Origin of the sequence: Providencia lanzhouensis (assembly GCF_050469745.1) — a bacterium.
In the GTDB taxonomy this organism is placed as follows: Bacteria; Pseudomonadota; Gammaproteobacteria; order Enterobacterales; family Enterobacteriaceae; genus Providencia; species Providencia lanzhouensis.
Genome location: NZ_CP174123.1, coordinates 3462200 through 3474390 on the forward strand (window position 1 = coordinate 3462200; position 12191 = coordinate 3474390).

Genomic DNA, 12191 nt, shown 5'->3' on the forward strand with positions numbered 1-12191 from the left:
GAACAGATATCATTCATGAGCAACGCAAAAAAGTGGTTAATCACTGTTTTATCCCTCATTGTATTGGGGCTAATTGGTTGGAACTTTTCGGTTTACGATGACTCCAAACCATTAACAACCGAAATCAATGACGGGAAACCTAATTATCAAACTGATGATTCAGTAACTTTCGTCTATAATCCAGCGGGTGATTTAGCCTATAAACTCGCCGCGAGCAAAGTTGATAATTATACCGATGGGAAAATCACGTGGTTTACCAATCCGGTATTAACCACTTATAACGATGCGGGTACGCCGACTTGGACGGTGAAATCCATTAAGGCAAGATTAACCAAAGAGCGTGTGCTCTACCTGTATAGCGATGTTCAAGTTGACAGTTTGACTCCTGAGCCTCAAATCCAGCGCATTACCACAGATAATGCGGTGGTCAATCTAGTCACACAAGATGTTTCATCTGACGATAAAGTTACCATTATCGGACACGGGCTAAATTCAACGGGCTTAAAAATGAAGGGGAACCTTCGTACAAGAACCGCTGAATTAATTGAAGATGTTAAAACTCACTATGAGTTACAACCAAAAGAGCAACACAATGAATCAAGTAACTAAGAAAAGTTTTATTCAAGGGGCTATTGCAAGTGCAATTTTGGCTCTTAGCCTACCGGCAATGGCACTGAAAACAGATACCCAACAACCGATGACCATTAATTCGGTTAAGCAATCTCTTGATTTAGAAAAAAATATCACCACATTTACTGATGACGTTGTTATCAAGCAAGGTTCCATTGATATTCGTGCCAACAAAGTTGTTGTGACTCGCCCAAGCAGCGATTCCGATAAAATCGTCATTGAAGCATTTGGTACGCCAGTGACTTTCTTCCAGTTACAAGACGATGGCAAACCAATTAAAGGTCACGCATCCAAAGCACGTTATGAAGTTGATCAGCAGCTGGTGACATTAACGGGTGATGCCTACCTTGAGCAGCTCGATAGTAATATCAAAGGCGATAAGATCACTTACGTCGTTCCAACACAAAAAATGGAAGCGTTCAGCGATAAAGGCAAGCGCGTAACAACTGTCTTATTACCAGCCCAGTTACAAGAGAAAGGCCCAGCAGCGCAGGGTTCATCAACAAGTAAGAGTAAATAATTGTTATGGCAACACTAACCGCAGAGAATCTGGCGAAATCCTATAAAAAACGCAGCGTAGTCACTGACGTCAGCCTGGAAGTGAAATCAGGGGAAATCGTCGGTCTCTTAGGCCCTAACGGTGCGGGTAAAACGACCACTTTTTATATGGTAGTCGGCATTGTTCAGCGGGATGCTGGTAAAATTTTAATTGATGGTGAGGATATTAGCTTACTTCCTCTGCATGAGCGCGCTCGTCGTGGCATTGGCTATCTTCCTCAAGAAGCATCTATTTTCCGCCGCCTCAGTGTGTATGATAACCTGATGGCCGTGTTAGAAATTCGTCCTGACTTAACCTCAGAACAGCGCAAAGAGCGTGCTGAAGAGCTGATGGAGGAGTTCAGTATTACTCACCTGCGTGATAGCGTAGGTCAGTCACTGTCCGGTGGTGAGCGTCGTCGAGTGGAAATTGCACGCGCCCTCGCTGCTAATCCAAAATTTATCCTGTTAGATGAGCCGTTTGCAGGGGTTGATCCGATTTCCGTTTTGGATATCAAAAAAATCATCCAACACTTGCGTGACTATGGGCTTGGTGTGTTAATCACCGACCATAACGTCCGCGAAACTCTCGATGTTTGCGAGCGTGCTTACATTGTCAGCCAAGGGCACTTGATTGCTCACGGCTCACCAGAGATGATCCTTGAAAACGAGCAAGTGAAACGTGTTTATTTGGGTGAAGGCTTTAGACTGTAGTTTGTAGACTATCGCTTGTAGACTGTCGTTTGTAGTATTGCCTTGTTGGTTGTCATGACATTGGTTGTGTAAGTGGTAATGGAGAATAAAGCACATTCATGAAGCAAAGTTTGCAGCTCAGAATCAGTCAACAACTTGCAATGACACCTCAATTGCAACAGGCCATCCGCCTGTTGCAGTTATCCACACTTGAGCTTCAACAAGAAATTCAACTCGCACTTGAAACCAACCCTCTGCTTGAACAAGAAGAGTCATCCTCTGAGCAAGAGAACTTAGATAACCTAGGCAACGACACTGACAGCAGCGAAATCGATACCAAAGATGCCCTTGAAAACGCGGATATGCCCGATGAGCTTCCCCTAGATGCTGATTGGGATGAAATCTATACAGCAGGTACCCCGTCGGGCACTAGCAACGACTACAGCTTCGATGAACTTCCTGTTTACCAAGGGGAAACTACCCAAACACTGCAAGATTATCTAATCTGGCAAGCGGATCTCACCCCGTTTACCGATACCGATCGCGCGATTGCGACTTCGATTATCGATTCAATTGATGATTCAGGCTATCTCACAAGCTCAATCAGTGAGATCCACGAAGGGATTGATGACCCCGATATCACCTTAGAAGAAGTCGTTGCCGTTTTAAAACGTATCCAGCATTTTGACCCATTAGGCGTGGCAGCTCAGGATCTCAAAGAGTGTTTGTTGATCCAGCTCTCTTTATACCCAAAAGAGACAATTGGTCTGCAAGAAGCTAGACTGATTATTAGCAATCATATTGATTTACTGGCAAATCGTGATTTTCGGCAACTGAGCAAACTGACCCGCTTAAAAGAAGATGCGCTGAAAACAGCAATTGACCTGATCCTTACGCTGAATCCCAAGCCAGGGCAGTCAATCAATACGGGTGAATCGGAATATGTTATTCCCGATGTGCTGGTGAAAAAAGTCGGTGGGCACTGGCAAGTTGAGTTAAATACAGATAGCATCCCTAAGTTAAGCATCAATAATCATTATGCTTCAATGGCAAATGATTCAGCCAGCGAAAGTGACACGCAATATATTCGCAGTCACTTGCAGGATGCGAAATGGCTGATTAAAAGCTTAGAGAGCCGCCATGAAACATTACTTAAAGTGGCGACCTGTATTGTTGAGCAACAACAAGAATTTTTTGAGTTAGGCGAAGAGTATATGAAACCAATGATTTTGGCAGACATTGCCTATCAGGTGGACATGCATGAATCGACTATCTCCCGTGTGACAACTCAAAAATTTCTGCATAGTCCACGAGGCATTTTTGAGTTGAAGTATTTTTTCTCCAGTCACGTCAGCACGGACACCGGAGGAGAAGCCTCCTCCACTGCGATTCGTGCGCTGGTGAAGAAGCTGGTTGCTGCGGAAAACCCAGCAAAACCATTGAGTGACAGTAAATTGACGAGTATGCTGGCAGAGCAAGGTATACAAGTTGCTCGTCGAACTGTTGCTAAGTATCGTGAGTCATTATCTATTCCGCCATCAAATCAACGTAAACAGTTGGTTTAACCCAATAATATAAGGAAGATTGTATGGAATTTCAGATTACTGGACACAATATTGAAGTTACACCGGCATTGCGCGAAACGGTTGAGAAAAAACTCAAGAAATTAGAGCAATTGTTTGATCGTATTAACAGTATCCAAGTTGTTCTGAAAGTGGAAAAAGTTCAGCAAATTGCTGAAGCCACCCTGCAACTCAACGGCGCAGAAATTCACGCATCAGCGGAAGACGACGATATGTACGCGGCACTTGATTTACTCCTTGATAAGCTGTCACGCCAATTAACCAAACATAAAGAAAAACTGAGACAACACTAATACATTTAGCCAGTCGTTGACTGATTAATGTTCTGAACCAGATGGTGGCATACATCATCTGGTTTTGTAGTCCTAAGTGAATAATAAAATGAATAGTGATATAGAAATCCAATTAAGCGATGTTTTATCCGCCAGTTGCACACGTAATAATTTAGTTTGCACCAGTAAGAAGAGAGCATTAGAAATTATTAGTGAGTTAGCGGCCGCCGAGTTGGGATTACCGGAAAATACGGTATTTGAAGCGTTACTAACCAGAGAAAAAGTTGGCACCACGGGTATTGGTGGTGGAATTGCAATCCCTCATGGCAAACTCAATGAAGGCGACAGTGCACGCGCCGCTGGCGTATTTTTGCATTTAGAAGAGCCCATTGCGTTTGATGCGATTGATAACCAACCTGTTGATCTGCTTTTTGCATTACTTGTTCCATCGGATCAATGTAAAACTCACTTACATACGTTGTCTCTTATCGCTAAAAAATTAGCGGATAAAGCGTTCTGTAAGCGTCTGCGTAGTGCGCAAAGTGACGAAGAGTTATACCAGATCATCATTGAGTAAGTAATAACTGATATGTGTTGATGCCAGCCTAATGATATTGTTATGATTTCTTTCATTCGGCATCGTAAAACACCGCAAAATGCAAAATAGTCAGACGTGTTTGATCAATTAGAAATGTGTGATCAGTGAGAAATCGATCATTAAGATATAAATCCTTAAGAGACAGAAGGGAGTTAGCTCATGGTGCTGATGATTGTCAGCGGCCGTTCCGGTTCGGGAAAATCCGTTGCCCTACGCGCGCTGGAAGATATGGGTTTCTATTGTGTGGATAACCTGCCGGTAGTCTTACTGCCGGAATTGGCTAATTCACTTGCCGATCGCAATATTTCTGCGGCCGTGAGCATTGACGTGCGTAATATGCCCGACAATCCAGAAGTGTTTGAAGAAGCGATTGATAAACTGCCATCAACCTTCTCGCCACAACTGCTATTTCTGGATGCAGATCGCAACACATTAATTCGTCGTTACAGTGATACTCGTCGATTACACCCACTTTCAAGTAAAAATTTATCCTTAGAAAGTGCCATCGACGAAGAAAACGAGCTATTAGAACCGCTACGCTCCCGCGCTGACTTGGTCATTGATACCTCAGAAATGTCAGTGCACGAATTAGCGGAAATGCTCAGAACCCGCTTAATGGGCAAACGCGAGCGTGAGCTGACCATGGTGTTTGAGTCCTTCGGTTTCAAACACGGTATTCCAATTGATGCTGACTACGTTTTCGATGTGCGCTTTTTACCAAACCCACACTGGGATCCTAAACTGCGCCCAATGACCGGTTTAGATCGTCCCGTTGCGGCCTTCTTGGACAGACACACCGAGGTTCATAACTTTATTTACCAGACTCGTAGTTACTTAGAGTTATGGTTACCGATGTTAGAAACCAATAACCGCAGCTACCTCACCGTCGCCATCGGCTGTACGGGAGGGAAACACCGTTCGGTGTATGTGGCAGAACAGCTGGCTGATTATTTCCGCTCCCGAGGGAAAAACGTCCAGTCACGCCACAGAACGTTGGAAAAACGCAAGCAATGACCGTCAAAGCAACGATTACGCTAAAAAACCGCCTTGGTATGCATGCCAGACCAGCAATGCTTCTCTATGATTTAGTTAAACAATTTAACTCTAGAGTCATTTTAAAAAATGACAGCCAAATTGAGGCCGAGGCGGATAGCGTTATTGCGATGTTGATGTTAGACTCGGAACAAGGTAGTAAAATTGATATCGAGGTTAGCGGACCCGATGAAGATTTGGCGTTATCCGCAATCATTAAACTGTTTGAAAGTGGATTTGACGAAGAGTAGTCCAACTCATTGCGTCATTACATCTTAGCGAACAGAGCGATATACATGGTTTTACACGCATAGGCACCGAGTTCGTGATCCCGATCTCTTCCCTTTAACGCCTATAGCGCCTAATATTTTACATAATCTATTTTCTAGCAAACACCCCCTGCCTTCTGGGTGGGGGGTGTTTGCTTTGTACGTCCCTATTGGAGTGTGGTATGACAAAGCCAACAATTATTATCAATGATTTAGATGCAGAACGCTTAGATGCCCTGATGGAGCAAGCCGCTTATGCGGGTACGCCTGTTGCTGAAGCACTAAACGACGAATTAGACCGCGCAGATATCGTATCTCCACAAGAGATCCCTGCGGATGTGGTCACAATGAACAGCACTATTCGTTTCTTAGATTTAATCAGTAACGAAGAGCGCACACGCACATTGGTTTACCCTGCCTCTCTCAAAGATAGTGCAGAACAACTGTCCGTGATGGCGCCAATCGGTGCAGCTTTATTAGGTTTACATGTTAACGACGAAATTAGCTGGGCGCTGCCAAACGGCGTAGAAACCCGTGTTCGTGTGTTAGAGATTGTTTATCAACCTGAAGCGGCTGGCGAGTTCCATCGCTAGTTGCGATGCTCAACAAGAGAAAGAAGACTAGCCGAAAAAAGTTTCCATCAAGAAACTGTCGTTAGTCTTCAGGCGGTATTCAGGCACTCATTGAGTGCCTTTTTGCTATTTAGCGCTTATTGTTCAACTAGAACTTACTGCCCTGCAATACTCATTTCAGGGATCAACACAGAACCACACTGAATATTGCTGCGCGTTTCGATATCATCGGCGATAGTCACCATGTTCATCCACATATCCTTCAAATTACCTGCAATGGTAATTTCGCTCACAGGATACTGAATTTCGCCATTTTCTACCCAAAAACCGGATGCCCCACGGGAATAGTCCCCCGTAATTCCACTCACACCCTGTCCCATCAGCTCAGTGACTACTAAGCCGGTCCCCATTTGCTTCAACAAAGCATCAAACGATAAGCCTTGTCCTTCAATGCGCCAGTTATGAATCCCACCCGCATGACCTGTGCTTTGCAGCCCCAGTTTACGCGCAGAATAACTGGTCATCAGCCAGGTTTGCAGAACGCCATTTTCCACAATATTGCGTTCAGTAGTACGTACACCTTCACTGTCAAATGGGGATGAGGCTAAACCACCCATCAAATGCGGCTGCTCATTAATAGTTAACCAGCTTGGTAAAATTTGTTTGCCAAGGCTATCCATTAAGAATGATGATTTACGATAAATGCTGCTGCCACTGATAGCACCGACTAAATGACCAAATAACCCCGTCGCCACTTCTGAGGCAAAAATAACGGGAGCTTTCATGGTTGGCAATTTACGTGGCGATAAGCGAGATAATGTACGACGAGCACACTCTTGACCTACCCACTCAGGGGATTTTAATGCCTGCATGCTGCGTGCGATGGTATACGCATAATCGCGCTCCATTTCACCATTTTGCTCGGCGATTACGCAGCTCGACATCGAATAACGGCTAGAACTGTAGCTCTTTAATAGACCTAGAGAGTTACCAAAGACACGGATACCATAGTGTCCATTGAAGCTACCGCCTTCCGTATTCACAATGCGTGAATCTGCATTTAATGCGGTCATTTCCGCAATTGATGCCAGCTTGATGGCTTCCTCAGGGGAAAGCTCTGTAGCTTGGAATAGGTTTAAATCCGGCGCATCAAATGCCAGTAATGATTTGTCAGCAGGGCCTGCACACGGGTCTTCAGAAGTATAAGACGCAATATCAATCGCGGCTTGAACTGTACGCTCAATGGCTTCGTCGCTTAAATCCGTTGAAGATGCACTGCCTTTGCGTTGTTTATGGTAAACCGTGATCCCGAGCGCCCCATCACTGTTAAATTCCACATTCTCCACATCACCTTGGCGCGTGCTCACGCTAATGCCGGTGCTTTTATTGACTGCAACTTCAGCGCCATCACAACGGCTTTTGGCGAATTCCAATGCGTGGGCGACGGCTTGTTCTAATTGTTTACGTTGTTCGGCAACTTGTTCAGTAACACTCATGCATTTTGTCCAATAAAGAGGGGAAAAGTGATTTTCTACCTCGACATATCAATGTCAGGTAGTCATAAGGGGGTTTTCCCAGTTACAATAGAGTTAATCTATAAATGTTAACACTCACAACGCCGTAAATCATGCTAATTACTCGTAATTACACGGCGGCGTTTAGTAAAAAGGAAAATCCCTATGGCCAAACAGCCTGAAGATTGGCTGGATGATATCCCAGCGCCCCAAGATGATGAGGACGATGAGATTATTTGGGTCAGCAAAAGCGAAATTAAACGCGATGCCGAGATCCTCAAAAAACTGGGGGCGGAACTTGTTGATTTAAGTAAAAGCGAGCTTGAGCGCATCCCATTAGACACGCAATTACTTGAAGCTATCGAATTAGCGCAAAAAATTAAACGTGAAGGTCGTCGTCGTCAATTACAACTTATCGGTAAACTACTACGTTCTCGTGAAGTTGAACCGATCACTGAAGCCCTTGATAAGCTGAAAAACCGCCATAACCAGCAAGTTGTTATTTTGCACAAGCTGGAAGATCTGCGTAACCGTTTATTAGCCGATGGCGATGAAGTCATTGAAGAAGTCGTTGCGCTATTCCCACAAACTGATCGCCAGCAACTGCGAGCATTAGTCCGTAATGCGAAGAAAGAGCGTGATGGAAATAAACCACCAAAAGCATTCCGCCAGATTTTCCAATATCTGAAAGAACTTTCTGATAGCAACTAATCATCTATTCCCCTATACCCACAGTGGTTTAGGGGAGTATTCTTAAAAACCCACCCCATTGTTGCTTGCGATACCAAATCGCACTATCATCTTCAACGTCATATTTTGACCCGTATTATCGCGGCTGCTGAACCACGATAAATTAATGAGGCAAATATGGATAACACCCGAAATAGAGCTTGGCGTCGAGCCAAAGATCGTATTAACAAATCACGCGACAATTTAAATTCACAAGAAACCCAATGTTTTACTCCAGAAAAAAACTGGAAGCATTTGTACCTTCGAAGTGAAAAATTGGCTCGTGCCACACAACTAGGCATTGATTATCCTCAAGTGAGTAACGCGTTACTAGCGCGACGTAGCCTTGAAGATATGCAAAATGACAAATGAACCTTTTATTCATCTGCAGTCGAAATCAATGGCGTAGCCCTACCGCTGAACAGATCTGGCGCAATCACCCGCGCTGGGTAACTCGTTCAGCGGGAACTAGCCGCAATGCCAAACGCCCCATCAATGTCAATCTCATTCGCTGGGCGGATGTTATTTTTGTGATGGAGCTGAAACATAAAAATCGGCTCATAGCCGATTTTTCTCGTTTACTTGAACATAAGCCTATCCATGTACTAGATATTCCCGACGACTACCTATATATGGATCCTGAGCTGATTCAACTATTTGAATCCTCTGTGCCGAGTTATCTAAAGTAAATAAATTCAAAATATTCAGATCCCCCTATGTGGTAAAAACATAGGGGGATTTTTTAATACCAAAATCGTAGAAGATTGAGTAATGCAGGAAGTCGAGTATAACCTTCTCTATCAAGAAAATGCCCAGCACTTTCCACCATCGTGACAGAGGTTTTTAATGCTTTTGCTAACTCAATTGAAGCATCAGGATCCACGACCCAATCATTGGAAGAGATAATCGAAGCTCGCTTATCCGTTATGCCAATCAGCTTATTATAATCCAATGAAAACTGAGTATGGTCAGCCAACTCAGACAACGAATCCAGCGAGCGATCAAACCCAGAAACTAGCACATAGCCGCCAATTTTAGCCCCTTCTGGCGCATTATTTTCCAGAAAGCGTAATACCGTAATGCACCCTAAACTGTGCCCAACTAAAATAGTATTTTCATCAAACTGAATATTGGCATCAAGTAAACATTGCTGCCATTTTTGCGGGTCAGGAGAATTTGATTCTGGTAATGCAGGTACATCAACCGTCGCCCCTACCGCTTCTAATTCATCTTTTAACCAGTTAAACCAATTATCATTCGGTGATGCTGTATAACCATGAACAATGATAACTTTTTTACCGTCCACTTAATCGTCCTCAATATTAATCGCCACAAAAAATGGCTAAACGCAGAATCATTTCGCAAATCTAGCATGGGGTTTGTGAAGCATCATTCTCATTATTCGTGATATCTATGAGAAAAATAAACGCTTCATCTAGCTCTTCTTCTGCTTCATTCATCAATTCAATCACCGATGAAAATTGCGTACGCTGAACCGCCTTTAAATGGCTAAAAATCAGCGTAACGGGTAACTCTATTTCCCCAGTAATCACATCCCATAACCCATCGAGATTATGGCCAAACCATTTAGGAAGCGAGAACTGTTGCTGAAATTGCCGATAAAATTCCTCAAGGCTATCTATTTCACGAAAATCAAAAACGACGGTCTTGCTCATCGCTATCCCCCAATCATTTAACTTGTTGGAACGTTTTATAATGGTCTGTACTAACGAAGATCATTCCATCAGAGGAATAGAGTAGACGGTCTGCACCACGATGCCCGCAACGATAATTTATATCAGCTTCAAACCACTGTCGCCCATCGGCAATAGGCAGGCCTTTTTCACGGTTAGAAAAGCGGTCGCCACCGATGGCTCTACCGGGCAAAACTTCACATAAATTCCCTTTTTTAGCATCCCAACCCGCTTCTCTTGCCTGCTTTTTTGTCATGTAAAATGCGGGGAGTTTTTGATATTTTTCCATAAAACTGACCACATTGTTCTGAGCGGTCAGCTGATCAATCGTTTTTGGCGTTTCACGCGGAGTTATCGCTTCGCGGGAAGGCGGTATGCTTTGTGTACTTGATATAGTTTGTGTGGTTGATGATGTACCAGAAGATGGTTCCGGTGCGCCCTGCTCGCCACCTTTAAAGTACAGGCTAACCGCAATCAAAATTGCCATTAACACTAAAGAAATAATACGCTTATTCATAACGCCTCAATTATTTTTGCTGTGCGGATAAATAATCGCCCCAGTCACATTCGTGACTAGGGCGAAAAATAAAAGACTATCTTAACGTGTGATTACGCGGTGCCACCCACGGTCATTTTATCGAGTTTCAGTGTCGGTTGCCCCACACCCACTGGCACGCTTTGCCCTTCTTTACCACAAACACCTACGCCTTTATCCAACGCCAGGTCATTACCTACCATGGAGATCTGCTGCATAGCTTCAACACCAGAACCAATCAAGGTCGCCCCCTTCACTGGTGAAGTAATTTTACCATTTTCAATTAAGTAAGCTTCAGAGGTTGAAAACACAAATTTACCCGATGTGATATCCACCTGACCACCACCGAAATTCGGCGCATACAACCCTTTATCAACACTGGCAATAATCTCTTCCGGTGTTGATTCACCCGCTAACATATAGGTATTTGTCATGCGAGGCATTGGTAAATGAGCGTAAGATTCACGACGCGCATTCCCAGTTGGCGCCACACCCATTAAACGCGCGTTATGTTTATCTTGAATATAGTTACGTAGAATTCCATTCTCAATCAACACATTGTATTGACCAGGAACCCCCTCATCATCAATAGCTAATGAACCGCGACGCCCTGCGATGGTTCCATCATCCACCACGGTACACAGGGAAGATGCGACTTGCTCTCCCATTTTTCCTGAGAAAACAGAGGTGCCACGACGGTTAAAGTCACCTTCTAGACCATGACCTACCGCTTCATGGAGTAGAACACCTGGCCAGCCTGCACCTAATACTACAGGCATCATGCCTGCAGGAGCGGCAACTGCAGATAAATTCACTAACGCCATGCGTACCGCTTCACGGGCATACTGCTCCGCGAGTACTTGCCCTTGATGGATTTCGAGGAAATATTCATAACCATAACGACCGCCGCCGCCGCTTGCTCCGCGTTCACGTTTGCCATCATGTTCCACCAGCACACTCACCGATAAACGCACCAGAGGGCGAATATCCGTTGCTAATGTGCCATCGGTGGCAGCGACTAACACTTGCTCATACACGCCAGTTAAGCTGGCATTCACTTCAATTACGCGAGGATCTTCAGCGCGCGCCACTTGGTCAACGCGATGCAGCAATTCAATTTTCTGCTCACGCGGTAAGCTACGCAAAGGATCCACTTCAGAATAGAGTTTTTTGTAGTCTACATTGGTTAAAATCTGTGACTTTCCAGAGCCTTGTTCAGTCACGATACTACGGGCTGCAGTGGTGCTTTGGGTTAGTGCCAGCAATGAAATTTGGTCTGCATAGGCAAAACCCGTTTTTTCACCCGTAATCGCTCGAACCCCAACACCTTGGTCAATATTGTAGGAGCCATCTTTAATGATTCGATCTTCTAAAACCCATGATTCATGGTAGCTAGACTGAAAAAAGAGATCCCCATAATCAACACGGCGCTCAGATAGCAGCCCTAAAATATCATACAGATTATCTTGACCAAGACCGTTGGCAGCCAGCAAATGTTCGCTGACAGAAGCTAAACTCATATTCATTACTCTT

General features: G+C 44.3%; 17 protein-coding genes. 12 read left to right on the forward strand and 5 right to left on the reverse strand.

From position 1 onward, the window contains the following. The first annotated feature begins 15 nt into the window (after positions 1-15). From lptC to rnk, 9 genes are all read left to right on the forward strand, one after another. Complete coding sequence (gene lptC / locus ACIH2S_RS16235) at positions 16-609, forward strand: LPS export ABC transporter periplasmic protein LptC (RefSeq protein ID WP_036956112.1); 594 nt, start codon at positions 16-18, stop codon at positions 607-609. Further along, the gene (lptA, locus tag ACIH2S_RS16240) at positions 593-1150 is read left to right on the forward strand and encodes a lipopolysaccharide ABC transporter substrate-binding protein LptA (protein WP_036956111.1); all 558 of its coding nucleotides are present in this window, start codon (positions 593-595) and stop codon (positions 1148-1150) included. The genes lptC and lptA overlap by 17 nt, the downstream gene beginning before the upstream one ends. Positions 1151-1155: 5 nt before the next feature. Next, the gene (gene lptB, locus ACIH2S_RS16245; RefSeq protein ID WP_036956110.1) at positions 1156-1881 is read left to right on the forward strand and encodes an LPS export ABC transporter ATP-binding protein; all 726 of its coding nucleotides are present in this window, start codon (positions 1156-1158) and stop codon (positions 1879-1881) included. A 98-nt stretch (positions 1882-1979) separates the two neighbouring features. After that, the gene (rpoN, locus tag ACIH2S_RS16250; protein ID WP_036956109.1) at positions 1980-3425 is read left to right on the forward strand and encodes an RNA polymerase factor sigma-54; all 1446 of its coding nucleotides are present in this window, start codon (positions 1980-1982) and stop codon (positions 3423-3425) included. A gap of 23 nt (positions 3426-3448) precedes the next feature. After that, positions 3449-3736, forward strand: a complete 288-nt coding sequence (gene hpf, locus ACIH2S_RS16255) for a ribosome hibernation promoting factor (protein ID WP_036956108.1) — start codon at positions 3449-3451, stop codon at positions 3734-3736. 88 nt (positions 3737-3824) lie between these two features. Further along, the gene (ptsN, locus tag ACIH2S_RS16260) at positions 3825-4292 is read left to right on the forward strand and encodes a PTS IIA-like nitrogen regulatory protein PtsN (RefSeq protein ID WP_036956107.1); all 468 of its coding nucleotides are present in this window, start codon (positions 3825-3827) and stop codon (positions 4290-4292) included. A gap of 180 nt (positions 4293-4472) precedes the next feature. After that, the gene (gene rapZ / locus ACIH2S_RS16265; RefSeq protein WP_036956106.1) at positions 4473-5327 is read left to right on the forward strand and encodes an RNase adapter RapZ; all 855 of its coding nucleotides are present in this window, start codon (positions 4473-4475) and stop codon (positions 5325-5327) included. Then, positions 5324-5596 carry a PTS phosphocarrier protein NPr gene (gene npr, locus ACIH2S_RS16270; protein WP_036956105.1) on the forward strand — a complete coding sequence of 91 codons (273 nt, stop codon included), beginning with the start codon at positions 5324-5326 and terminating at the stop codon, positions 5594-5596. The genes rapZ and npr overlap by 4 nt, the downstream gene beginning before the upstream one ends. A gap of 200 nt (positions 5597-5796) precedes the next feature. Beyond that, the gene (gene rnk, locus ACIH2S_RS16275) at positions 5797-6207 is read left to right on the forward strand and encodes a nucleoside diphosphate kinase regulator (RefSeq protein ID WP_036956104.1); all 411 of its coding nucleotides are present in this window, start codon (positions 5797-5799) and stop codon (positions 6205-6207) included. A gap of 134 nt (positions 6208-6341) precedes the next feature. Here the strand turns inward: rnk and pmbA are convergent, their stop codons facing one another. Continuing rightward, positions 6342-7682 carry a metalloprotease PmbA gene (gene pmbA, locus ACIH2S_RS16280; protein ID WP_036956103.1) on the reverse strand — a complete coding sequence of 447 codons (1341 nt, stop codon included), beginning with the start codon at positions 7680-7682 and terminating at the stop codon, positions 6342-6344. Between the two features lie 183 nt (positions 7683-7865). Between pmbA and yjgA the strand changes: the two genes are divergently transcribed. From yjgA to ACIH2S_RS16295, 3 genes are all read left to right on the forward strand, one after another. Next, positions 7866-8411: a ribosome biogenesis factor YjgA gene (gene yjgA, locus ACIH2S_RS16285; RefSeq protein WP_036956102.1), complete on the forward strand. Its 546-nt coding sequence runs from the start codon at positions 7866-7868 to the stop codon at positions 8409-8411. Between the two features lie 156 nt (positions 8412-8567). Beyond that, positions 8568-8801 (forward strand): hypothetical protein, encoded by a 234-nt coding sequence (locus ACIH2S_RS16290; protein WP_036956101.1) that lies wholly within the window; start codon positions 8568-8570, stop codon positions 8799-8801. Continuing rightward, positions 8798-9118: a low molecular weight protein tyrosine phosphatase family protein gene (locus ACIH2S_RS16295; RefSeq protein WP_036956099.1), complete on the forward strand. Its 321-nt coding sequence runs from the start codon at positions 8798-8800 to the stop codon at positions 9116-9118. Before ACIH2S_RS16290 ends, ACIH2S_RS16295 begins: the two co-directional genes overlap by 4 nt. Before the next feature lie 53 nt (positions 9119-9171). On the opposite strand, the gene ACIH2S_RS16300 is transcribed toward ACIH2S_RS16295, so the two are convergent. From ACIH2S_RS16300 to tldD, 4 genes are all read right to left on the reverse strand, one after another. Then, complete coding sequence (locus ACIH2S_RS16300; RefSeq protein ID WP_036956097.1) at positions 9172-9735, reverse strand: RBBP9/YdeN family alpha/beta hydrolase; 564 nt, start codon at positions 9733-9735, stop codon at positions 9172-9174. 61 nt (positions 9736-9796) lie between these two features. Then, positions 9797-10105 (reverse strand): barstar family protein, encoded by a 309-nt coding sequence (locus ACIH2S_RS16305; RefSeq protein ID WP_036956096.1) that lies wholly within the window; start codon positions 10103-10105, stop codon positions 9797-9799. A 13-nt stretch (positions 10106-10118) separates the two neighbouring features. Further along, on the reverse strand, positions 10119-10640 hold the full coding sequence (locus ACIH2S_RS16310) for a ribonuclease domain-containing protein (RefSeq protein ID WP_036956095.1): 522 nt from the start codon (positions 10638-10640) through the stop codon (positions 10119-10121). 92 nt (positions 10641-10732) lie between these two features. After that, a complete protein-coding gene (tldD, locus tag ACIH2S_RS16315; protein ID WP_036956094.1) occupies positions 10733-12178 on the reverse strand; it encodes a metalloprotease TldD in 1446 nt (481 codons plus the stop codon). Between the last annotated feature and the right edge of the window lie 13 nt (positions 12179-12191).